Origin of the sequence: Tychonema sp. LEGE 06208, assembly GCF_015207505.1 — a bacterium.
In the GTDB taxonomy this organism is placed as follows: domain Bacteria; phylum Cyanobacteriota; class Cyanobacteriia; order Cyanobacteriales; family Microcoleaceae; genus Microcoleus.
Window position 1 is genome coordinate 115,274 of sequence record NZ_JADEWT010000002.1, and the last position, 23,320, is coordinate 138,593.

17 protein-coding genes are annotated in these 23,320 nt (G+C 45.9%); 6 read left to right on the forward strand and 11 right to left on the reverse strand.

Translation table 11 applies throughout. The features are described from left to right. The first annotated feature begins 74 nt into the window (after positions 1 to 74). Positions 75 to 3,464 (forward strand): PAS domain S-box protein, encoded by a 3,390-nt coding sequence (locus tag IQ263_RS01240; protein WP_194065790.1) that lies wholly within the window; start codon positions 75 to 77, stop codon positions 3,462 to 3,464. A gap of 4 nt (positions 3,465 to 3,468) precedes the next feature. Beyond that, complete coding sequence (locus tag IQ263_RS01245; protein WP_194065791.1) at positions 3,469 to 4,581, forward strand: hybrid sensor histidine kinase/response regulator; 1,113 nt, start codon at positions 3,469 to 3,471, stop codon at positions 4,579 to 4,581. A gap of 395 nt (positions 4,582 to 4,976) precedes the next feature. Here IQ263_RS01245 and IQ263_RS01250 read toward each other — a convergent pair whose 3' ends face one another. After that, positions 4,977 to 6,176, reverse strand: coding sequence for an NAD(P)/FAD-dependent oxidoreductase (locus tag IQ263_RS01250; protein ID WP_194065792.1), 1,200 nt, complete (start codon positions 6,174 to 6,176; stop codon positions 4,977 to 4,979). Positions 6,177 to 6,502: 326 nt separating this feature from the next. Here IQ263_RS01250 and IQ263_RS01255 point away from each other — a divergent pair, with 326 nt between their 5' ends. Both IQ263_RS01255 and IQ263_RS01260 read left to right on the forward strand, forming a co-directional pair. Next, positions 6,503 to 6,781: a hypothetical protein gene (locus IQ263_RS01255; RefSeq protein WP_194065793.1), complete on the forward strand. Its 279-nt coding sequence runs from the start codon at positions 6,503 to 6,505 to the stop codon at positions 6,779 to 6,781. 51 nt (positions 6,782 to 6,832) lie between these two features. Next, entirely contained in the window at positions 6,833 to 7,372 is a 540-nt protein-coding gene (locus IQ263_RS01260) for a DUF2231 domain-containing protein (RefSeq protein WP_194065794.1), read from the forward strand. 55 nt (positions 7,373 to 7,427) lie between these two features. Here the strand turns inward: IQ263_RS01260 and cutA are convergent, their stop codons facing one another. The 8 genes from cutA to IQ263_RS01300 all read right to left on the reverse strand — a co-directional run bounded on the left by cutA (position 7,428) and on the right by IQ263_RS01300 (position 15,419). Further along, entirely contained in the window at positions 7,428 to 7,760 is a 333-nt protein-coding gene (cutA, locus tag IQ263_RS01265; RefSeq protein WP_194065795.1) for a divalent-cation tolerance protein CutA, read from the reverse strand. A gap of 424 nt (positions 7,761 to 8,184) precedes the next feature. Next, positions 8,185 to 9,075: a pentapeptide repeat-containing protein gene (locus IQ263_RS01270; protein WP_194065796.1), complete on the reverse strand. Its 891-nt coding sequence runs from the start codon at positions 9,073 to 9,075 to the stop codon at positions 8,185 to 8,187. A 250-nt stretch (positions 9,076 to 9,325) separates the two neighbouring features. Further along, positions 9,326 to 11,836: a VIT domain-containing protein gene (locus tag IQ263_RS01275; protein ID WP_194065797.1), complete on the reverse strand. Its 2,511-nt coding sequence runs from the start codon at positions 11,834 to 11,836 to the stop codon at positions 9,326 to 9,328. 845 nt (positions 11,837 to 12,681) lie between these two features. Continuing rightward, complete coding sequence (ilvN, locus tag IQ263_RS01280) at positions 12,682 to 13,200, reverse strand: acetolactate synthase small subunit (RefSeq protein ID WP_194012453.1); 519 nt, start codon at positions 13,198 to 13,200, stop codon at positions 12,682 to 12,684. 169 nt (positions 13,201 to 13,369) lie between these two features. Next, positions 13,370 to 14,182 (reverse strand): carbon-nitrogen hydrolase family protein, encoded by an 813-nt coding sequence (locus tag IQ263_RS01285; RefSeq protein ID WP_194065798.1) that lies wholly within the window; start codon positions 14,180 to 14,182, stop codon positions 13,370 to 13,372. 145 nt (positions 14,183 to 14,327) lie between these two features. Beyond that, the gene (locus tag IQ263_RS01290; protein WP_194065799.1) at positions 14,328 to 14,567 is read right to left on the reverse strand and encodes a hypothetical protein; all 240 of its coding nucleotides are present in this window, start codon (positions 14,565 to 14,567) and stop codon (positions 14,328 to 14,330) included. A 118-nt stretch (positions 14,568 to 14,685) separates the two neighbouring features. Next, a complete protein-coding gene (psaJ, locus tag IQ263_RS01295; protein ID WP_193971956.1) occupies positions 14,686 to 14,814 on the reverse strand; it encodes a photosystem I reaction center subunit IX in 129 nt (42 codons plus the stop codon). Between the two features lie 116 nt (positions 14,815 to 14,930). Beyond that, entirely contained in the window at positions 14,931 to 15,419 is a 489-nt protein-coding gene (locus tag IQ263_RS01300) for a Photosystem I reaction center subunit III (RefSeq protein WP_194012451.1), read from the reverse strand. Positions 15,420 to 15,760: 341 nt separating this feature from the next. On the opposite strand from IQ263_RS01300, the gene tsaD reads away from it, so the two are divergent. Next, complete coding sequence (tsaD, locus tag IQ263_RS01305; protein WP_194065800.1) at positions 15,761 to 16,831, forward strand: tRNA (adenosine(37)-N6)-threonylcarbamoyltransferase complex transferase subunit TsaD; 1,071 nt, start codon at positions 15,761 to 15,763, stop codon at positions 16,829 to 16,831. A gap of 362 nt (positions 16,832 to 17,193) precedes the next feature. Next, positions 17,194 to 17,685, forward strand: coding sequence for a GNAT family N-acetyltransferase (locus tag IQ263_RS01310; protein WP_194065801.1), 492 nt, complete (start codon positions 17,194 to 17,196; stop codon positions 17,683 to 17,685). 63 nt (positions 17,686 to 17,748) lie between these two features. Here IQ263_RS01310 and IQ263_RS01315 read toward each other — a convergent pair whose 3' ends face one another. Both IQ263_RS01315 and IQ263_RS01320 read right to left on the reverse strand, forming a co-directional pair. Then, positions 17,749 to 18,492 carry an HAD family hydrolase gene (locus IQ263_RS01315; protein ID WP_194065802.1) on the reverse strand — a complete coding sequence of 248 codons (744 nt, stop codon included), beginning with the start codon at positions 18,490 to 18,492 and terminating at the stop codon, positions 17,749 to 17,751. Between the two features lie 227 nt (positions 18,493 to 18,719). After that, on the reverse strand, positions 18,720 to 22,925 hold the full coding sequence (locus IQ263_RS01320; RefSeq protein WP_194065803.1) for a CheR family methyltransferase: 4,206 nt from the start codon (positions 22,923 to 22,925) through the stop codon (positions 18,720 to 18,722). Between the last annotated feature and the right edge of the window lie 395 nt (positions 22,926 to 23,320).

The window sequence follows — 23,320 nt, forward strand, 5'->3', positions numbered from 1 at the left end:
TAGTCATTAGTCATTTGGCTGATGACCAAAAGTGTTGCTAAAGTTAGTTAACAATACTTTGTAGGTCTAGACTGATGGAATTTACGAATTTGTTGACAAATTTACGATCGCCCTTAGAATTTGTCGATCGCCCGCCAGTGACGGTTGCGCCCTCAACTTTGCTCCCAGAGGCGATCGCCCTGATGCGTCGGGCGAGAAACCCTTACCCGCTGCCTAATTCACCTGCACTTCCCGACTCAAACGAAACGGTAAAAGCATCGATTAGTTGCGTCTTAGTTGTCGATGAAAATCAGGTAGTCGGACTGCTAAGCCCCCGAGATGTGCTGAACTTAGTCGCCTCCGAATCTGGATGGCAAACAATGCAAGTTGCCGATGTGATGACCCGAAATTTAATTGTTTTAAAAGAATCAAAACTTACCGATATCTTTAGCATATTTAAGCTATTTTGTCAACATTCTATCGATTGTTTGCCAATTGTGGACGAACAAGGTCAGCCCGTAGGTTTACTCACCGAAAAAAGGATTCGCCCAGAAATTTACAACCTAGTCAAAATTGGGCAGCAAGAAGTTGTAAAACTTCAGCAAAAACAGTCTGAACTCTTAGAAAACCATGCAGAAATCTCCAAAGAAGTCAGCGATCGCCAAAATGCCGAAACAGCCCTGCGCCACAGCGAATCCCGCTACAGGGCGATTGTGGAAGACCAAACCGAACTGATTTGCCGCTACCTCCCCGACGGCACAATCACATTTGTCAATCAAGCTTATTGCCGCTATTTTGGCATGAAACCAGAAGACTTACTTGGTAATAGCTTTCTGCCATTAATTTTAGAACAAGACCGAGAATCTATTGTGGAGCAATATAATTTAGTGTCTCCCGAAAAGCCTGTTTTTACTTGCGAACACCGGGTAATTTTGCCGAAGGGAGAAATTCGCACTCAGCAGTGGAGCGATCGGGCTATATTCGATGAGAGCGGACAAATTGTCGAGTATCAAGCTGCAGGGCGGGATGTTACGGCTCACAAACAAGCAGAAATCGCTTTGCAGCAACTCAATGCAGAGTTAGAAGTGAGAGTTCAGCAGCGCACTGAACGCTACGAACAAGCCGTATTAACAGCTAAATTGACTGCAGAAAAACTGCAAAACTCCGAAGCTCAACTGCTGGCGCTGTTTAATGCGATGACGGATATCGTGATGGTTTTCGATGGCATGGGCCGCTACCTCAAAGTGGCTCCCACGGCTCCCCAACTGCTGTATAAACCGGCTCCTGAAATGCTGGGCAAAACCATCGCGGAAATCTTCCCGGAAGCGGAAGCTCATTTTGCCCTCAACTACATTCACCAAACCTTGGCATCTGGGAAAATCCATAGAGTTGAATACAGCATGGAAATTGAGGGCAAGTTAATCTGGTTTGATGGCCGTATTTCGCCGCTGGGGGTCGATCGAGTGATGTGGGTAGCGCGAGACATTACCGCTCGCAAAAACGCAGAAGCTGCACTGCAAAAAAGTGAGGAAAAGTTTCGCAATTTGTTTGATGATGCTCCAATTGCGATCTGTTTGGCAACCGTGCGCGACTACCGCTTGAGCGAAGTGAATGCAGCTCATCGGCAGATGTTGGGTTACACTGATGCGGAGTTGGCGACAATGAGTTTAGCTGATATCACCTACCCAGAAGATTTAGAAGCAGATTTAGAGCAAATCAAGCAGTTAATCGAGGGCAATATTTCTCGCTTCGGGATGGAAAAACGCTTGATTAAGAAGAATGGCGAACTGATGTGGGCTAACTTGACGGTGACGCTGATCCGCGACGGCGAGGGTCTTCCTCTCTACAGCATGGCGGCGATCGAAGATATCAGCGATCGCAAGCGAGCAGAAATAGAATTGCAACAGTTAAAAGAACGGCTACAATTTTTGCTAGCCTTCAATCCGGCGGTAATTTTTACTGTGGAGCCGAGAGGGAATTTTCGTACTACTTATATTAGCGACAACGTGAGGACGATAGTTGGCTACGACTCTCACAAACTGTTAACAGATTCTCACTTTTGGTTGAATCGCATTCACCCTGAAGATCGACCGGAATTTATAGAAAAGTTTTCTAATTTATCCGATGGTAAAAATTCTATTTTCGAGTACCGCTTTCGGCACAGAGACGGATTTTACCGCTGGCTGCGGACGGAACTAAAACTATTGGTAGATAGCAGAGGAAAACCGATCGAAATTATTGGTTACATTGCCGATATCAGCAATTCTAAATACGCTGAAATTGCCAGGGGGCAGCAGTTTGAGCAAGAACGGCTGGTGGAGGCGATCGCCCGTCGCGTCCGCCAGTCTTTGCAATTAGAGGAAATTCTCAACACCACGGTTGCCGAACTCCAGCAAATATTGTTAGCCGATCGAGTTTTGGTTTATCAAATTTTACCTAAAAGTGGCGGTTTGGTCGTTGCTGAAGCCGTGGCAGAAAGATGCAGCCCGCTGGTAGGGAATTTTTTGGGCGAAGAGGTTTTTCCTGCCGAAAGCTATCAGCTTTATTTGCAAGGGCGAATTCGTGCGATTTCCGATATAAATGAGACCTCTATTACACCTTGTATGGTCGAGTTTATGAAACAAATTGAAGTGAGGGCAAAGTTGGTAGTGCCGATTATTCAGCAGGGCCAGCTTTGGGGATTGCTGATTGCACACCAGTGCGATGGGCCCAGGGATTGGCAAGAATCGGAAATCAATTTATTTCAGCAGTTGGTTAATCAATTGGCGATCGCCATTCACCAATCTCTACTCTACCAGCAACTGCAAGCTGAACTGAGCGAGCGCTTCCAAGCGGAAGTAAATTTGAAAAACTCCCTCAAAGAGAAAGAGATTTTGCTCAAAGAAATTCACCACCGCGTCAAAAATAACCTCTGCGTCGTTGCTAGTTTGTTAGAATTGCAATCTAACACAGTTTCCGATCCCCAATTAGCCCAAATGTTTGAAGAAAGTCAGAACCGCCTGTACTCTATGGCTCTGATTCACGAGAAACTGTACAGATCGACTAACCTGGCGCAAATTAATTTTGGCGAATATCTCGAAGATTTGGTAACTAACTTGTTTCACTCTTACAATATTAGCGACAACCGCATTCTGTTGCAGGTAATAGCTGAACCAATTTCCCTCAATCTAGAGACTGCTACTCCTTGCGGCTTAATTGCCAATGAATTGGTTTCAAATACCCTGAAACACGCTTTTCCTGATGGTGCTAGCGGTACAGTTAGTGTAGAATGCTATCAAACGGGCGATCGGCAAATTCACCTTTTCGTCAAGGACAACGGTACGGGCTTTCCTCAAAATTTAGATTTTCGGAAAACTAACTCGATGGGCTTTCAAGTTGTTTGCACTTTAACCGAACAGTTAGAAGGAACCATCGAACTATCAAGACAAACGGGCACAGCATTTCACTTGAAATTTAACGAATTAAATTACGTTCAAAGGTTTTAGATTTATGGATTTTCAATTTCAAGCAATTAATATTTTGATAGTCGAAGACGAATTATTAATCGCTAAAAATTTATCTGTAAAATTAGAGAAGTTGGGATATAAAATCGCCGATATCGTTTCTTGTGGAGCCGACGCTATCCAGCGTGCGGGCGAAATAAAACCAGATTTAATTTTAATGGATATAGTCATCAAAGGCGAAATTGACGGCATAGAAACAGCAGCAATAATTAATCAAAAACTAGATATCCCAATTATCTATACAACTGCCTACGCAGACGACGAAACTTTGCAGCGAGCCGAAAATAGTGGTTCTTACGGCTACCTGCTCAAACCGTTTAAAGAAAGAGAACTGCACGCCACAATCAAGATAGCGCTGAGCAAACATCAAGAAGCAGTTAATATGCAAACACTTCTGGCACTAGCCGCCGCAAAAAGCGACAACAGATCGCGATTTGTTTCAATGGCATACCACGATTTAAACACTCCTTTAACTACCATACAGCTATCGGCTGAAATGCTGGAAGATTGCAATTTCATGAGCTTGCCAGGAACGACAAATAAAAATATCGACCGCATTAAAAAAGCAGTCAGCAATATGAGTGGATTGCTGGAGGATATTTTAATGCTCAGCAAAGCAGAATCAGGCAAACTTTCATTGAGTTTAAATGAGTTAAATGTGACTGATTTCTGTGCCTCTATTTTAGAAGAACTGCAACCGATCCTCACGGACAAACACCTCCTAACTTTCGCTGCTAAAACAGAACCGCTGCACGCTAATCTCGATGCAAAATTGCTGCACCACCTCTTGACTAATTTGCTTTCAAATGCTATTAAATATTCTCCCGAAGGCGGCAATATTAGTTTAGAATTAATCTGCGAAAACCAGCAAATAATATTTTGCGTTCGAGATGAAGGAATTGGGATGACAGCGGAATATGAAGGAAAACTATTTCAGCAGTTTGAGCGGGGCGAGAATGTAGGTAAAATTAAAGGCTCTGGTTTGGGACTCTGCATTGTCAAACACATAGTTGACCTGCACGGCGGTACAATAAGTGTGGAAAGTGCTATTGATAAAGGTACTACATTTATTGTCGCGCTTCCTTTTCTTGGTCATTAGTTATTAGTTAGTGGTTATTGGTTATTGGTTATTAGTTAGTGGTTATTGGTTATTGGTTATTGGTTATTGGTTATTGGTTATTGGTTATTAGTTATTAGTTAGTGGTTATTGGTTATTGGTTATTGGTTATTGGTTATTGGTTATTGGTTATTAGTTATTGGTTGTTAGTTATTAGCGGAAAGGGGCGGGTTAACCAACTATAGCGGTTCGATCGCGTGGTGAGGTATGCCCGGTTTGGCCTATGCCCGGTTTGGCCTATGCCCTATGCCCGGTTTGGCCTATGCCCTATCCCCTATCCCGGATAATACCTCATACCAGAGCACAGAAAGGCTATATCTATAATTCCAACTAATAATATACATCAACCGGCCCTACCCACTAACAGTTAAGATTAGTCATTTTTTAACAAATCTATCTGGAGACAAAAGCTCGTAGCGTAGCGGGGCGTAAGCCATCGCCCAATCTTTTTCTCCCGCCGCCCAATTTGCAAATCGCTCAGCTAAAGCGGGTACAATAGCCAAAGGATTGCTCAAACCCGAAAAAACCTGCAATCCAGGGCGATCGCCAATCGGCCCCACTACAGGCAAATTATCGGCGCTAAAGGCTACAATACAATCGTGCCAAGTTGCAGGTAAATTTGCCACATCTGGCAAAACCTTGCCGATACCGGCACGAATTGCCTTTTCGCTAGTTTGGCGATCGACTTTAGTATTCAAATCGCTCAAAGTGCGCGACAATTGCCCAATCCGCAAACTGCCATCATTAAACCGAATTGCACCAGCATCTAAAATCGGCGGGTGCAACTCTTTATCCGGTTCATCCCAAAGAAAATCTACCTCAATTTTACTCGATTCAGCTTCCAATTCAAAACGTTTTAATAGCGCAGGCATCACCAAAGTCCTGAGTTGCAAATCCACAGGTGGAGTCTCCAAAATCTCAGCGCGAGTAAAATAAACTCCTGCCGAAATACCTGCAGCCTTCAGCAAACTTCGACTCCAACCTCCCGCACAAATCACTGCATTTTCGCAAGCATAATTTTCGCGTACCGTTTTGACTCCCGAAATCCGATTTCCTTCTGCAATCAACCCAGTTACTTCAGCAAATTCTATAGTTCCTCCCAACCGCAAAAACCCTTGACAATAAGCTTGATTTGTGGCTGTGGGGGAAATGTGACCGTGACGCACAGTCAGAGCTCCGGCGATCGCACTTTTATTCAGCAAAGGTTCCAACTCACCAGCTTCTGCAGCGCTCAAAAGCTGCGGAGGAATTGCAAAATGGGCGTAATTAGCCGCTACTTGTTCGGCATCGCTTCCCGCATCAATTGTCAGCAACAAATCCAACTCGCGAAACTCCGTATCAGCATCTAATTGGGCCGATAAATTGCGGTGGCGTTCGATACCTTCCTGACATAATTGGCGAGTTAAATCAGTCGTCCCCGACCAATAAGCCAAGCCGCCGTAACTAAAACGAGTAGCATTTTGCATCGCAGTATCTCGTTCTAAAAGCAGCACCGAAAAACCTTTTTTTCTGAGTTCGTAACTCACTGCTGCGCCCGTAATTCCGCCGCCGACAACAATCCAATCGTAACTTTTCATTAGCAATTTAAAGGAAAAGAACAAATAATATCAAATCCTCTCTTTATCGGAATAGTAAATTCACTGTTGACAGTTAACAGTTAACAGTCAACAGTCAACAGTCAACAGTTAACATCATTCCGATGCAACCGGAATTAATATAATACTTTGATTTTAGCTTAGGTAGTTTGGGAACCAGCTCAAAAGTCTCTACCTAGAGGAAGATGCTGCGCGCGATCGGCATAACTGCAATTTACACCCCTTGGGAGATGTTTGCGGAGGGATATTTTTTGTTCAATATTAGGAATTACAGCCAGCAAAAAATTTAGAAATACTACAGAGGTTTTATGAGTATCGACAAACCGGGCAGAGATATGGAACGCACTGCCAATCCGGGCGATCGCATTTCCGACAAACCGCAAACCATCGAAGAAAAAGCCAAGCAACTGGCGGTAGATAACGTGCCAGACATCACGGGAGACACAGTTACAGTTCCAACTTATTTCATTGTAGAAGAACCAGACGGGGAAAAGAAAGCCCTGCACCACGTCAAAGATGCGGAAGAAATTTCTGACGTAGTTCGGCAGATCCGCGTTGACGAAAATGGCGATCGGATTATGGATTAACTTTAATCCCATAAAAACGGGTTTGTCGTACAAAAGTTATCTGTAAAAATCATGGAAACAAATCAAACAAATAGTACACCTTATCCTAATATTCCGCCGATTCTCGAAAGTGATGACGCAGAGTATCGCGATGCCGGGATTACCAGTACAGTTTCAGTTGCGGGCCATCCCCTCCACCCAGTGCTGATTGTGTTTCCGATCGCCTTTTTAGTCGGAGCCGCCGGCACGGATATCGGTTATTGGCTGACAAGCGATCCATTTTGGGCGAGAGCTTCGGTTTGGCTGATCGGTTGCGGTTTTGGTGCGGGGATTTTGGCGGGAATCACGGGCTTTTTAGATTTTACGAGAATTAAAAGAGTGCGCGATCGCAGTGCCGGTTGGTTGCACATGGGCGGCAATGTGGCCGCTCTCGTACTTTCCCTGATTAACCTGCTGTTGCGACAGGGAAATCCCGCTGAGCCGATCGTCTTTACAGGTTTAGCCTTGTCAGTCGTCGTTGCTTCCTTGCTGGGCGTTACAGGCTGGTTCGGCGGCGAACTAAGTTTTCGTCACAAAGTCGGTGTCATCGGCCCTACCAGTCAAAATTTGTAGGTTTCCAACCGTTTGTAGCAGGGACTTGATTCCCTATTTTTGGGAGAATTTACGACTAAAGTTCTGACTCCAAACTTAAAGATTGTCCCAGCCAATGGAGATAAGCCTCGCTGCCAGCGACAATCGGAATAGCAATAATTTCGGGAACTTCATAGGAATGGAGTTCCTGTATTTTTGTTTTTAAAGCCTCAAATTTAGCCAAATCAGTTTTAATCACCAACTGCCACTCCGCCTCGGAATGAATCTCGCCTTGCCAAGTATAAACAGAGCGAATCGGCGACAAACTCACACAAGCAGCCAGCTTGTTTTCGACTAGAGATTTAGCGATATTCTCGGCCTCGGCTTCCGAGCCTGCTGTTACCAGTACCACTCCGAAATTAACTGTCATAACGATTTAAGTTTTGAGATTAAATAATTAATTTGAATAGAAAAGCCCGATCGCATTTTCTAGCAGGAAAAGGGTAAGCTGTCCCGCAAATAAACATTGTATATTCAGGGCTAGCGGGACACCCGACTCATTGTGCGATCCTTTTTTTAACATACAATTAATTTAAATACCGCCATAGCTTAGGAATAAAAATTTAATAACTTAAGCAATTGCTCGTTACCAGGAAGAGCCTGGTAATGATTCTGGGGCGAGGAAGAGTCTCCTTTTATCTAGCAACTTACGGTAGAGAGGACTGTAGGAGGTGTTTAAGTTATTAAGTTTTCGATCCTTAGACATTCCCAATTCCCAATTCCCAATTCCTAATAACCAATAACCAATAACCAATAACCAATAACCAATAACCAATAACTACTAACTAATTATTTTAAATTGCCGCAACTTCCCAAGAATTGATTCTGCACGCCCCAGCTAAGGAAAAGTAGCGCCTAGTAGATTCCGGCAAAATAGCTCCCGCCAACAAAGCACTGTCTAAATTAGCTCCGATTAAAGTCGCCTCGCTCAAATCTGCTGCCATCAAATCAGTTTGACACAGCTTTGTCCAATTCAGATTTGCTCCGATCAAACAACTTCCCTTAAACTTAGCCCCAGTTAAGTTTGCACCAGCCAATTTAACGCCTCGCAACTGAGCCGCACTGAAATTTGCTCCCGCCAAATTCGAGCCTTCTAAATTAGCTCCCATCAGTTTAGCTTCGCTGACATTAACGCCGCTCAAATCTGCACCGCAAAGATTCACCCCTGTCAACTGCGCTCGCCGCAGACTGACTCCGGTTAGTTGAGCTCCAAAAAGTTTTGCACTGTTGAGCTTTGCACCGTAAAGGTTTGCCCATTTAAAATTAGCTCCCGTCAGATTCGCGCCCAGGAAGTTAACTAATTGCAAGTCGGCGCTGCACAAATTGGCATTCCACAATACAGCACTCCGCAGGTTTGCGCCGCTTAAATTTGCGCCGCTTAATTTGGCTCTAGGCAATTTTGCTTTTACCAAAAAAGCTCCGCTCAAATTAGCTTTTGTCAAATCTGCGCCGGAGAGTTTGGTTTCGCCCATTTTGGCAAAACTCAGATTTGTTCTGTGCATTTGTGCGCCTTTGAGCGTTGCTTTGGTGAGAAATGCTCTGCTGAGGTTCGCCCCAGAAAGATTAGCGCCCGAAAGGTTGACTCCGATTAAGATGGCTCCGCTGAGGTTCGCACCGCGCAAATCGGCTCCAGCAAAGTCTCTTTCTCCTTTTTCGTAATTGTTGAGCAGTTCGCTAACTTCCATAGGGCGTGATACCTTCTCTGATTGGGGGGGCGATCGAGAAATCTTAATTAGGAGGTTGTTTCAGAAATGGAACTGTGTCAGAAATTAGACTGTTTTAGCGTTTGCTTCAAACTTGATAACTTCCTGTAACACCAGTTTCTGTTCAAACACTATCTCTTAATAAAGATTTTATATTGTTCTCACAGTAGCGATCGCCCTTTCGGTACTTTTGACTTAAAAGTTAATGTTTCTTGACATAGATAGTCATTCCTTAACGATCGGGATTAATCCGCAAATTCAGGCGCACCGTACCCTGGAACCCTGCAGGCGGTTGCCAGGAAATCAAGGCTTTCTTGAGAGTCTCTAGAGCGTCTGTTGCTTTCAGGGTAGAGCTTCCAGAGTCTATCGCCACTTTCTGTACGCGGCCGTTTTGTATAGACAGCTCCCACACCGTCTCGCCGCTAACCCCCGCCGGGAGATTAACAGATTGCAGGTATTGAATCAGAGCAGCGCGACTCGCGGCATCCAAGCCTTGGGCACTGACTACTTGCAAGCGAGAAGTCAAAGGCTTCGGCGCGGGCGGCGGCGGCGGTGCTGGTTCGGCGTAAGGGGCTAGCCGCGCGACACCAGGAGCTGGAGCAATCGGTGCAGAAGCGCGAGTCGGGGTCATACTGCGAACCCTGCCCCTAGTTTGCTCGTCCTTCTGGGCATCAAAAATACCTTCATAGCTGACACCCTGCGGCAATTCTACAGGCACTTGCACGCGACGGCGCGATCCATCTGGATCGACTCGCACTTCTTCGCTCACCGCCACCAAAGCCGTGTATTCCGATAGCAAGTGATAAGTCAGAGCAGTATTAGTCACAGCTTCCACCAGAGATTTAGTCTCGCCGCCAAACATTTGATTCATTAAACCTTTAATGCGCGATCGCCCCCAAAGTTGAGCCACCGCCGGATTACCAAAGTCTGTAACACTTGCTGCGACTGAAGTTGACTCCCGCTGTCGCCCCGATTCGCGAGCAAAATTCACAGGTAAAATCTGCTCGTAAACTTTGCCGCCGGCTTGAGTGCCGCGGATGCGAAGTTTGCCGTTAGCCCGATCGCTCTTTTTGCCAAACAAAACCAGCGGTTGACTGGTAAATAAGTCTGGCGGGGCGATCGGATAAATCTCCGGTTTTTCCCCCATTCCTTCCCAACTAACTTGAATATTAGTCAATACCGGATTATTAATTTGGCGAAAAAACTTTTCAGCAGCCGGTGCTGACGGTTCATCTTGACGAACTACTTGAGAAGTACCTCTTCCCACTTCTGCCAAACGGTTGAGCAAAAACCGATTCACCGAACTGCCCACACCAAAACTATAAAGTCGATTTCCCGGTTTCAGACTCTGCTGCACCTGGGCGAGAACTTCATTTTCATTACCAATATAACCGTCAGTAATCAGTACAATACTCCGCAGAGTTCCTGTTTTTGTCGCCGGAAACTGCATCACAGTTTGAATGCCGTTGAGCAGTTCTGTGCCGCCGTTAGCCTGCAAAGCATCGATATACTTAATTGCCATTTGTCGATTAGCTTCTGTATTCGCTAAAGGAGTTGTTGAAAGCGCTTTCGCAGTGTTGGCAAAATCAATAATAGTAAAAGTATCCTTGGGATTTAGCCCTTGAATGAAGCGACGCATCAACTCCTTAGATTTTGCCAGCGGTTCGCCCTGCTGGGAACCGGAAGTATCCATCAAAAACACGACATCTTTCGATACAATTTCATTGGTTTTGTAGTTTAAGGCGGGAATCAAATAAGTAGCAAAATGACCGCCCCGCTGGTCGGATTGAGTCAGGACTGTGGCGCGAGTATTTTCGCCTGCTACTCGATAGCGCAGAATTAAATCTTTATTGGGAATTGTGTCAGAGTCAGCTAATTTGACGCGAACAATATTGGCGCTGCGCTGAGTGGTAATTTGATGGGAAGTAGAGCGGACATCGCCGATCGCCACTCCGGCATCTATTTCTACCTCCACAGCGATATCGTGACCCGATCGCGTTCCGGGAGTCAAAACAGGCGGGTTAATGCGATCTGGATCGGTCGTATTTCGCGAAACGTAGCGCGGCCCAACCACCGTAGGAAACACAAATTCGTAATCGCCACCGACAAACTTGAGACTTTCGGTGTAGCGAATCCTAACTTCAATTTTTTCGCCCGGTTTGATATTAGCCAGAGACTGAGTAAAAATATTAGATCGTTCTTGTTCCAACAAACCCGCAGTCCGGCCTTCTTGGCGAGCTTTTTGGTAAATTTCCAAAGCTTCATCGCGCCGTTTGATATCACCTTTAATAATGCGATCGCCGATTTTAATTTCCATGTCATCCACCGCCGCTTCGTCGGGTAAAGGAAAGACATAAACAGCTTCTAAAGATTCGGGAAAAGGATTTTCAAACTTCTGAACAACTTCGACGCGGGAGATATTGCCGGCAATTTTGGCTTTAACTTCGGTTCGCTTGAGAGGAAAAACTTGTTCTCGCGCAGTATTTTGGGTTTTGACGAACAAACCGCCTACTTGACAGCGAGTTTCGGGCGATCGGGCTTCCACGTTGCAACCAACATCGTTACTAGCGACGATTTTCGGCGACAGAGGCGAGTAATTGTGCTCCCTAGCGTTGGCTTGAGCCGCGTTTGGAGCTAGCCACACGCCGCACTCGTTAGCGAAGCCCTCGAAGAGGATCGCAGCAAACAATGCGATACCAACAGAAAGCAATTGTTGAGGGGACAGAACGCAGACAAACTTCATAGCGTATTTATCATCAGACTTGAGGTGCTCTGTCTACCATGACCTTAGCATTGGCGAAACGTTCCTGAGTTACCTTTCTGGAAACAGTGAGGGAACCTGTGTTTTGCATTTACATAGAGCAGTTCTCATAAAAATTAATACCGGATGCGGGAAACTCAGCGACTTTAGTCCTGAGAGGGAAGCGACACGGGGACTGAAGTCAAGAGTGTTCTTTCTTGTTGCTATTGTTATTGAGATATTGTATTATGTTCGACAAGTAAGTAAGAACAAACATCTACGTGTTGAGACATCCTAGTACGGAGAAATTCCCGCCCCTGGAAACAACGGTTGAGCGCAAGTTTGATGACAGTATGACAGTAAAGGGCAAATAACAGCAGGTTGTTGAGCGTACCGTATTTTGGCAAGCGTGATGGTTCAGAAAACTTTAAAACGACAAAAGTAGCTAAAAACCTAAACTTGATTTGGGTGACTAAGTAGACGTTGTTTGGCTAGCGTAGCGAGAATCAGACTTTAGTAATAACTAAAGTTATTCTGTCAGCAGAATCGAGCGTGGCTTTAGCCCGCTTGAGTGTCAACAAGATGAGGTATTGACAGATCTATCTCTCAATCCCTGACTCCCCCAATCTAAAATCTAAAATCGACTGACTTCTCAATCTAAAATCTAAAATCCCTCAATCTAAAATCGACTGACTTCTCACCTTTTGGAGAGTGTCAAATATGTAAATTATTGATAGTGCTGTCCCCCCGAACATCGACTTCGCTCGGGGGGGACAGCACTATATAATTCCGATGCTACCGGATTTGATATTAGATCCGTTACATCTCCTATCTTCAGGCTTGACTGCTTAAACTTTCGCTTCCAAAGACTTGAGAAACTCCGTATTTACCCCCGACTCCCGCGTCAGGGCAATTTTTCCAGTCCGAGCAATTTCCTTAATCCCAAATTTATTCAGAACTTGGACGATCGCCACCATTTTACCCGGATCTCCGACAACTTCCAAAGTCAGCGTATCATCACCAATATCCACCACTCGCGCTCTAAAAATCTGAGCTAACTCAATGATCTCCGATCGCGTCCCGCTAGCGGCATTAACTTTCAGCAACATCAACTCCCGTTCCACACAGGGAGTTTCCGTTATATCCTGAACTTTGAGCACATTAATCAACTTGTACAGTTGCTTGGTCAACTGTTCGATCACCCGATCGTCTCCCGGTACAACCATCGTAATCCGAGACACTCCCACTTGCTCCGCCGGGCCGACGGCCAGACTTTCAATATTAAAACCCCGACGGGCAAACAAACCAGCAATTCGAGTGAGGACACCCGCTTCATCTTCAACTAAAACCGAAAGAGTGTGTTTCATTTCTCCAAAAAAGACGCATTTCGTGCAATTCTACTTTCGCCAATTCTCCTTTTAGCAGAACTGCACGGTCATTGAACCTTCATTAAACAATATGTTTGGCTCAAAATTATTTAGGCTTTTTCCCTGACGGAAACCGAAATTTTGAGACCCATTGGATCTCAAAAATCCTTTACAGAAAAACCCGGTGTTGCAGCGATGGCATTTGGCGGCGGACTTGTTCTAGCCGATCGGGATTAATCTCTGCAATCGCCACACCCGGTTCTTCTCCCGCGTCCGCCAAAACCACACCCCAAGGGTCTACAATCATCGCGTGACCGTGAGTTTGACGGCGGCCGTAGTGGCGTCCAGTCTGTGCCGGGGCGATCGCGTAACAAGTATTTTCGATCGCCCTAGCTTGCAGCAAAACCTTCCAGTGATCCTTACCCGTGTAAGCCGTAAAAGCGGCCGGCACGAACAAAACATCAGCACCCTTTTGCGACAAATACCTGTACATTTCCGGGAACCGCACGTCATAGCACACAGAAAGTCCCAGCGTCCCCAACTCCGGCGACACATAAACCTGCGGCCAATCTTCACCAGCTTTCACCGTGTTTGATTCCCTGTAAGTAATGCCGTCTGGTACATTCACATCAAATAAATGTACTTTTTTGTACCTTGCCAACTCCTTGCCGTTTGGGTCTACCAGCAAACAAGTATTGTATACCTTCCCGCTCTCGGTCGGCACCGGAAACCCGCCACCCAGAATCGTTACCTGGAAGCGCAGGGCCATAGTTTTGAGGAATTTTTCGCTTTGGAGTCCGATCGCCTCTGCTTGAGCAATTTTATCCTCTTCTTCTCCCATAAAGGAGAAATTTTCTGGTAAGGAAATTAATTCCGCACCCCGACGTACTGCTAGGTCGATTAATTCCTCTGCCTGAACCAAATTTTTTTCCAGGTCAGGCAAGCTAGTCATTTGAATTGCTGCGGCGAGATAAGACTTCATCGATTCACAATATTAGTCAATAGTCAATAGTCATTAGTCAATAGTCATCAGTCATCAGTCATTAGTCATCAGAAACTTGAGAAACTAATGTGGTAACTAGATATAGCCTTTCAAGGGAAAGATGAGGTACTATGCGGCATAGGGCCTAAGCATACCTCACCACGCGATCGAACCGCTCTAGTTGAAAATTTTGGCTTTTTCCCACTGGCGCGGGGGAAGCCTCTCTTCGGAGTGCTTTTGTAGTGTGAGGTGTTGCAATCCTGAGTTTTCCCCGCTGGCGAGTTTTCCCCGCTGGCGAGTCTAAATCTGGGCCGCAACACCTCGCACTCAAACAAAAAATACTTTTTACCAAGCCGGAGATTTTCCCCGCGCGGGTGGCCTTCAACCAACCGGCTTTGAGAGTTTTGATGTTTGAAATTTCAATTCACATTTAATTCAAAACTCAAAACTCAAAACTCTCAACTATTTTCCCCTAGGTTTGGCGATCTAATTTCGCTCAAATCTTACGGTAGCGGATGGAAAAGCAAGTCTGGGAAAAAGCGGTTAAATTCAATCAAACCCGCAGCTTGAATTGAGATCCAGAGGATTGCCAATACTGGTGCTGTCGAAAGAAACTTGACAAAATATTGCATGAATTCTGCTCCTGAAAATTTGAGACAGGTGGTAATTGTCGGTCTACCGCTAATTGCGCTAATTTGCAGTGCAATTGGTTAACTACTAGCTATTAGCGCCGATCCATTTCCCAATTTTAGCGGGGGGAAACAGTAATTTCGTCGTCCTTAGCAAACATTTCACCGGTGGTGATTTCTTTGACAGCCGCCAGAGGCCACAAAACACCGCTCAGCATACAGCTAATTGCCAAAGGAACGTCGATAATAATCTCTTTTTCCTCGGGAGTTGATGATTTTTTGGCTGCTTGCAGGTAAGCGCGGCCCACCCAACCAATCCAACCAGCAATATACAAGAACAGGACGCTGGGAATCAAAAAGTCGCCAGCGAAACTCAAATTGCCGTCTACGATTAAGTGCGGGTATCCTTCCGGGCCGCACATCTCGGCAGAATAACGCTCGAATCGCGCTTTCGCAGATGCTGGGTCGCCATTTGTAGAACGCGCATTTTTAGCAAGTTCTTGGAATGCGGGAGAGTCTTTGCACGGCACTAAATTGTAAGCCGAAGCAACTGGAGCAAAACTGAACCACAGACTAACCACTAAAATTGCAGCAAACAATCGTCGCATGAAATTGTTTCCCTTTGTTACAAAACAATAAGTTTTTTTACAAGCATTTCAACTTGCCGATCGCGAATCTAGATTACCGCACTTGCTGAGAGTGTAAAATCTCCATCATTGATGCGGGAAAACCTAATACAATCAGGGATTCGCATTTTATCAGTCAGCGTGAGAGCTAGCAATACCGCAAGGATATTTCACAGCTTGCATCACTTCTCGATCGCCCGCATCTGTCCACAGGACAGGCAGATGCTCCTAGGAGCTATAACCTGAGTACAAGTATAGCGGGGGAGTTGCGCCGAATTAGTTAAGCTAGCAATAGCTAACCTATCAAATAAAATTACCAGTTAATGGCAACCATTTTCGCGATCGAAACAAGTTGTGACGAAACAGCAGCAGCAATTGTTAAGAATCGTCAAGTTTGCAGCAATGTTGTAGCATCACAAATTAAAATCCACCAGCAGTATGGTGGAGTAGTACCCGAAGTAGCTTCGCGCAGTCACCTAGAAATGCTAAATCAGGTAATTGCCCAGTGTTTGAGTGAAGCCAACCTGAGTTGGTCAGAAATTGACGGCATTGCAGCCACTTGTGCACCCGGTTTAGTAGGTGCATTGTTAGTCGGGCTCACAGCAGCCAAAACCTTAGCAATAGTCCACCAAAAACCTTTTTTAGGTGTCCACCACCTCGAAGGACACATCTACGCTTCTTACCTTACCGAACCCGACTTGCAGCCACCATTTTTGTGCTTGTTAGTTTCCGGGGGACACACCAGCTTGATTTACGTCAAAGATTGCGGCGTTTACGAAACAGTAGGACAAACACGCGACGATGCAGCCGGTGAAGCTTTTGATAAAGTCGCCCGACTCTTGCAGCTAGGATATCCAGGCGGGCCGGTAATTGACAAATTAGCAGCCCTTGGCAATCCCCAAGCATACCCCCTACCAGAAGGCAGAATTTCGATGCCGGGAGGCGGCTACCATCCCTACGATAGTAGCTTTAGCGGGTTGAAAACAGCAGTTTTGCAATTAGTGCAGAAACTTAAAAAACAAGATATTAATACCGGTGGCGAAGGCATTTTAGCTGACTCTACAATTAATGATATTGCGGCGAGTTTTCAGGAAACAGTAGCTAAGAGTTTAACAAAAAGAGCGATCGGCTGCGCGCTAGATTTCGGGCTCAGCACTATTGTAGTAGGCGGCGGAGTTGCAGCAAACAGCGGACTGCGAAAACACTTACAAACAGCAGCAACCAAACACAAATTGCGAGTATTGTTTCCCCCATTAAAATATTGTACAGACAACGCAGCAATGATCGGCTGTGCCGCAGCAGAACACTTGCAGCGAGGACACACATCACCGCTGAATTTAGGAGCAAATTCGCGGATGGCAGTTAGCGATATTATGGAACTGTACAGCAGTTGACTGTTATTAGTTGTTTGTTATTAGTTATTAGTTATTGGTTATTGGTTATTGGTTATTGGTTATTGGTTATTGGTTAACAGCTAACAGCTAACAGCTAACAACTAACAATTAACGCCTAACAACTAACAGCTAACAGCTAACAGCTAACGCCTAACAACTAACAACTAACAACTAACACCTATAGCAATCCTTGCAGGAGTCGTAAATATTTTTACCCCACCCCAACCCTCTCCGCGAGTTCGGGGAGGGAGTAAGAAATTAACAAATGATTTAGGATTGCTATAACAACTAACAACTAACAACTAACAACTAACAACTAACAACTAACAACTAACAGCTAACACCTAACAGTCAACCAAACCATGAAAATCAGATCCGCAGTAGAAAGCGATTTAGCAGCAATTGTTCAAATATATAACGCAGCAATACCGGGCAGAATGTCCACAGCAGATTTAGAACCAGTTTCAGTAGAAAGTCGCCTCGCGTGGTACAGAGAACATTCTCCCAATACCTGGCCGATTTGGGTAATGGAATCAGAACAAAATATTGTGGGGTGGCTGAGTTTTCAGCTTTTCTACGGACGCGCCGCCTATCAGCATACAGCAGAAGTTAGCCTCTACGTCTCGCCCGATCGCCAACGCTGCGGAATTGGACAAAAATTATTGCAATCGGCAATCCTGCGGAGTCCCGAATTCCAAATTAAAAACCTGATAGGCCTGATTTTTGCCCACAATCAGCCGAGTTTAAGATTGTTCGAGAAATTTGGCTTTCAGCAGTGGGGATATCTGCCGCAAGTCACCGAACTTGATGGCGTTGAAAGGGATATCGTAATTCTCGGTTTGCGTTGTTTGTAGGGAAACGCCAATGCCGTTTCCCTACCATCGGCCTGATTTGGAGGAGACGGCAATGCCGTTTCCCTACTCTGCTACAATTATGATTTCATCCAAAGATGCGATCGCCACATCAGCCTTTTCCAAATGACTAACCTCGGCATTTCCCCAACAAATCCCGATACAGCCAGCCGCCCCCGCATTCTGACCCATCTGAATATCACCCGTTGAATCTCCCACCATCAAAGTCGCTGCAGGATTTACTCCCAGTTGTTCGCAAGCTTGCAAAAACAATCTCGGATTGGGTTTATTAAGTTCCGTCGAATCCACACCCATTTCTAACTGAATCCAATCGCTTAATTCATGAGTTTTCACAAATTTCTGCACCGCCGCCGTCGTAGCAGCAGACAAAATTCCCAGCTTTAAACCAGCTTCGGAAAGATATTTCAGCACTTCCAAACTGCCGACAAACATCGGAGAAGATGACGCATTTTTAAACATTTCGTCCGCTTCATTAAAAGCGCGGCCCGCAATAGTTAAAGATTCCAACCATCCCCTGCCAGTTTCCGCAATGTATCCCGCTGTGACAATCTCATTTTCTCTGCGACTGCCGACTGCTAGCAAACCCGTGGGATCAATGCTGCCGCTTTCGATGCCGAAAGCCATTTGTAAAGGCTCTCCAACGCCGGGAATTTGAGCATCTGCGAGGCGCGATCGCTTAAGCCCCAAAAGTCTCAAAAACTCCTGAGAATCCTCTAGAGTGCCGTCTTTGTCAAAGATTATGGCTTGAATATTTGAGAAGGTAATATCCCGACATTTAATACTTACCAAGAATCATAACTCCGAAATTTCTATATTTTTTTGTATTGTCTCATCTTGTGCTCTTTTTGGCAATTGTTTTTAGATAAGATGGCGGTTGAAACCGCGTCTACACAAACGATGTCCGAGATTAGACGGCGGTTGAAACCGCGTCTACACAAACGATGTCCGCCTCCGCGGACTGAAGAAAAAAAAGATTAGACGGCGGTTAAAACCGCCGAATCTAATCTCCATATTGCTTAAAATCTTCCGGCTAAATTTGCCACTATTAATGCTATTTGAACTGGCTTCACAGGCTTAGCAATATGTGTTTGAAAACCCGCTGCGATCGCCCTTTCGCGCTCTTGCTCGCTCGCATACGCAGTCAGCGCCGCGGCGGGGATTTGTCCTCCGGCTGCTGCAGCCAGAGCTCGCACTTGCCGAATTAAAGAATATCCGTTTTCTCCTGGCATTCCCAAATCCGAAATCAGCACGTCATATCTGCCGGGATTTTCCGTCAAAGCAGCCATCGCCGCTGTGACAGATTCCGTCGTCAATACCTCCGCGCCGTAGCTTTCAAGCACAAATTTTAAGAGCTCGCGGGTATCAGCTTCATCATCGACAACTAAAACCTGCAAATTTTCTAAAGAAGGGACACGATCGCCTAAAATGTTCGCAGGCTCTGACAGTGCAGCCGACTCTAAAGCGTTTAGCTGTGCAATATCTTCAGGCGAGCCTCGCAAAGGCAATCTCACAGTTATTGTAGTACCTTTTCCCTGCCCCGGACTATCGGCTTGCACCCTTCCCCCGTGCAATTCCACGAGATGGTAGACGATCGACAAACCCAATCCCAGACCTTGATTTTTCTTAGTCGTGCTAGAATCTCCTTGGCGGAAGCGATCGAAAATATGCGGCAACAACTCCGGCGCCATCCCTTTTCCCGTGTCGGTGACTTGAATTTGAGCGCGATCGTCGATCGGCTGTAAAGCAACTTCCACTCGTCCCCCCGGTGGAGTAAACTTAATCGCATTAGACAAGATATTCCACACAACTTGTTGCAAGCGATCGGCATCGCCCAAGACAGTTACAGAAGTCAACTGCGAAACAATTTCAAGGTTTTTGGCCTCCGCTGATAATTGCAGCCCATCGATCGCAGCTTGCACCACAGAAGCCAGATCGATCGAACTAATATTGAGTTGAAGCTTACCGTTGGTAATCCGCGAAATATCAATAATATCTTCGATTAACTGAGCTTGCGTCATAGCGCTGCGCTCGATCACATCTAGGGCGCGATCGGTGGCTGCTTCTTTCAAGTTTCCGGTGCGGAGTATTTGCGCCCACGCTAGAATCGGAGTCAGGGGATTGCGGAGCTCGTGGGAGAGATTCGCCAGAAATTCATCCTTAGCTCTGTTAGCAATTTCTGCTTGTTGGCGGGCTAACTTTTCCTGCTCCAATAACTGCGATCGCTCTGTCTCAAACTGCTTGCGATCGGTTATATCCTCCACCGACAGCAGAATCATCGAAACCCTCTCTTCTGGCTCAACTTTACAAGCATTTAGCAGCACAGTTTTCGGCCCTAGCCGCTCAAAAACCTGCTCCACCTCAAAATTTTCAACTTCCACATTATTAAGCAGAATATCTTGCAACATACCTCGCAGTTGCGAGATATTCCACTGCCCGTCAGCAATTTCAAACAAACAAGTTTGGGCGGTTTCTGAAGATGAAACTTTAAACGTTTCGTAGAACGATCGATTAGCGGTATTCACTCGGAAACTAGCATCCAGCACGATTAAAGGAGTTGGCACACTTTCCACAATTGTTTCTGCATAGTTGCGGGCTGTTTCTAGGGTTGCAGCACTGCGTTTGAGATCGTCAATATCAATCAAAACCATCACCACACCCTCAATCTGGTTTTCCGCTGTACGGTAAGGACGAATGCGGAGGGCGTACCAATGTCCCAATGCAGTTTGCACTTCTTGTTCTTTGGTATTGAGAGTATCGAGCACTTCCCAAATCATCGCTTCTAAATTGGGAATTTCCAGATTGGCTCGGATGTCGCTAAACGGGCGCCCGACATCCGTAGAAATCAGATTGAACAGCCGCTGCGCCATCGGCGTAAAGCTGCGAATCCGCAAATCGTTTGCCAGCATTAAAATAGGAATACTGATACTTGCCAGCAAATTAGTTACATCGTTATTAACCTGCTGCAAATCTAGATTTCGAGTGCGAAGTTCCTCAACAGTGGTAATCAGTTCTTCATTAGTCGCCTGAATTTCTTCCTTGGCAGTTTCTAGTTCTTCGTTAATGCTTTGCAGTTCTTCATTGCTCGAAATAATTTCTTCGTTAGCAACTCTCAAGTCTTGATTGAGATTTTCTTGCTCCTCTATCACCGCTTGCAGGTGCAATTGAGCCACAGTTTTGTCTTGGTTGGCGGTGCCCAGTTCCTGTCTGAGCCGCACTATTTCCCGCTCCAAATCGTTTGGTTCTAGGCTGTCAAAATTTACGTCAGCTAGGTCGAGCGCTGGGGGTAAAGCTTCTTCAAACACTAACAAAAAATAGCGCATTTCCGCGATCGCAGGTTGGAACGGAATCACCTCAAAATTAACAAAATTTGTGAATTCGCCCTCTTCCAGCCTCACCCGTTCTTTTCTCACCGTCACGTTTTGAGTTTGCGCTTGATAAATAGCCGTGCGAAGTTCCAGAGACAATCCTGAAACCGCCATTGCAAACAAATTTAAACTCGGCGTTCCGGGTGTTAATTTCAAATAGCGATTGGTATTTCCCCGCAGTTGCACAATGTCCATCTGGTCGTTGACCACCGCCCCCACAAAAGCACAGCGATTTAAAATTAATTGGTCTGTTTCGCGTCCCAAGTCAAAGCTGTTGGCAAAATTTGGATTCATCGGCTGGGGGTTTTCTATTTGGTTGAGGGGAGAGAAACTTGTTGCAAAGGACAGTCGGGGACGAGTCGCCGTTAACTTTTTGGCATAAATTTTCGACTGGCCGTCGGCTAAATTAAATAAGTCCGAAGATTTCCCCGTACTTTCGGAAGTGCCGAGCATCAAGAAGCCTGTTGGGTTGAGACTGTAATGAAAAATCGATAAAACTCGTTTTTGTAAAGGTTCTGCTAAATAAATCAGTACATTGCGGCAGCTAATCAAATCGAGATTAGAAAAAGGCGGGTCGATGCCTAAGTTTTGTCGGGCGAATACGCACAGTTCGCGGACTGCTTTGCTGATGCGATATCGGTCTCCTTCTACGGAGACAAAGAAGCGAGTGCGTCTCTCTGGTGAAACGCCTAACATCTGGTTTTCTGTGTATAAACCAGACCGAGCTTTGCCGATCGCCCCTTCGCTGATATCTGTGGCAAAAATTTGGATCGGCAGCGAAAGATCCCGATCGCCCAAATACTCTAACAAGCAAATGGCGATCGAATAAACTTCTTCACCAGTCGAACATCCAGCCACCCAAATCCGCACCGGAGCCTCTGTTGATTTATTTTGGGTAATTGTGCGAAAAACTTGTTCTTTTAAGCGTTGAAAAACTTCTAAGTCGCGGAAAAAACTCGTGACGTGGATCAGGATTTCTTCATACAAAGCTCTGACTTCCGCCGGATGATCCAGCAAATATTGAGCGTAATCTTCCACTCGTTCCAGCTTGTACAGCAGCATCCGCCGCTGCATCCGCCGGTTCAGGGTGGCCGGTTTGTAGTGGCTGAAGTCAACGCCTGTACTGGATTGGAGCAGCGCAAAAATCGTCGCCAGGGCCGATCCAGGTTCGGGAAATTCCTCAGTGTTAACCACGGGAAGCGGCAGGGCGAGAAAGGCGTGGTGGCTGAGATTTGCCAGTTCCCGCGCAATTGCTTCAGGCGGCAGAATGAAGTCTACACTGCCTGTAGCGACGGCGGTACTGGGCATACTGTCAAATTTTGCGGTTGCTTCGCATTGAGCAAAAGTCACGCCTCCGGCTGCTTTGATGGCGATCAGCCCCAGAGCGCCGTCTCCATCGGCTCCCGATAAAACTACGGCGATGGCTTTTTGTCCCCAATCGAGTGCTAAGGACTCGAAAAACGCATCTCCCGGCATATATTTGCCAAAAATCTTTTCCCTCGGCATCAGTCTCAGCCTTCCTTCCTGCAGCCGCAGCTTGGTATTCGGCGGAATGATGTAGACATGGTTCGGTTCTGCGGCGATGCCGTCTTCCACCTCGCGCACGGGCATTTGCGTGGTTCTGGCAAGAATTTCGCCCAGCAAACTGTGGCGATCCGGCGCTAGGTGCTGGATCAGCACAAATGCCATGCCGGTATCTGCGGGTAAGTGGATCAGCAACTGGATGAATGCTTCCAACCCTCCTGCAGAGGCCACAATTCCGACGATCGGAAAAGGGGCATCGGTTTTAGCTTCGAGTTCTAAGTCGATCGCACTTGGGGCGATCGATCCCCATGTATTTTCGTTAATTAAGTTCATTTAAGTACCGCCGATTAGCAGCTAATTAATCTGATCAGCTTGAAAAAATATAATCGAGGTTAATTTATAGCAGTTTGAGTTGCTAAAATTGTGAAACAATCTTAGGGATTAGGTACCCTGTTAGAGCGATGGTAGGAATTGGGCCCAAATACTTAAAAAATCGTGTTTTTTGTATACTTTCGTCGGCGGCTGCCATATTCAGAAACTACGCACGAAATCGCTTAAATGCTATCCCCCCTAGGGCCTATTTGGTTGTCCCATCGTTCGGGCTGAGAACCTGCTCGCATACCCCCTACTTTCTGTTCAGAACACCCTATTTTAAGCTTTTATCGCCCACTTGGGAAGGTAGGGCTATTGGACTTTAATAAGTTTTTCCTTACAACTATGACATAAAT

Coding starts and splice junctions, on each gene's coding strand:
- IQ263_RS01240 (WP_194065790.1), top strand. CDS start 75: ATGGAATTTACGAATTTGTTGACAAATTTACGATCGCCCTTAGAATTT.
- IQ263_RS01245 (WP_194065791.1), top strand. CDS start 3,469: ATGGATTTTCAATTTCAAGCAATTAATATTTTGATAGTCGAAGACGAA.
- IQ263_RS01250 (WP_194065792.1), bottom strand. CDS start 6,176: ATGAAAAGTTACGATTGGATTGTTGTCGGCGGCGGAATTACGGGCGCA.
- IQ263_RS01255 (WP_194065793.1), top strand. CDS start 6,503: ATGAGTATCGACAAACCGGGCAGAGATATGGAACGCACTGCCAATCCG.
- IQ263_RS01260 (WP_194065794.1), top strand. CDS start 6,833: ATGGAAACAAATCAAACAAATAGTACACCTTATCCTAATATTCCGCCG.
- cutA (WP_194065795.1), bottom strand. CDS start 7,760: ATGACAGTTAATTTCGGAGTGGTACTGGTAACAGCAGGCTCGGAAGCC.
- IQ263_RS01270 (WP_194065796.1), bottom strand. CDS start 9,075: ATGGAAGTTAGCGAACTGCTCAACAATTACGAAAAAGGAGAAAGAGAC.
- IQ263_RS01275 (WP_194065797.1), bottom strand. CDS start 11,836: ATGAAGTTTGTCTGCGTTCTGTCCCCTCAACAATTGCTTTCTGTTGGT.
- ilvN (WP_194012453.1), bottom strand. CDS start 13,200: ATGAAACACACTCTTTCGGTTTTAGTTGAAGATGAAGCGGGTGTCCTC.
- IQ263_RS01285 (WP_194065798.1), bottom strand. CDS start 14,182: ATGAAGTCTTATCTCGCCGCAGCAATTCAAATGACTAGCTTGCCTGAC.
- psaJ (WP_193971956.1), bottom strand. CDS start 14,814: ATGCAATATTTTGTCAAGTTTCTTTCGACAGCACCAGTATTGGCAATC.
- IQ263_RS01300 (WP_194012451.1), bottom strand. CDS start 15,419: ATGCGACGATTGTTTGCTGCAATTTTAGTGGTTAGTCTGTGGTTCAGT.
- tsaD (WP_194065800.1), top strand. CDS start 15,761: ATGGCAACCATTTTCGCGATCGAAACAAGTTGTGACGAAACAGCAGCA.
- IQ263_RS01310 (WP_194065801.1), top strand. CDS start 17,194: ATGAAAATCAGATCCGCAGTAGAAAGCGATTTAGCAGCAATTGTTCAA.
- IQ263_RS01320 (WP_194065803.1), bottom strand. CDS start 22,925: ATGAACTTAATTAACGAAAATACATGGGGATCGATCGCCCCAAGTGCG.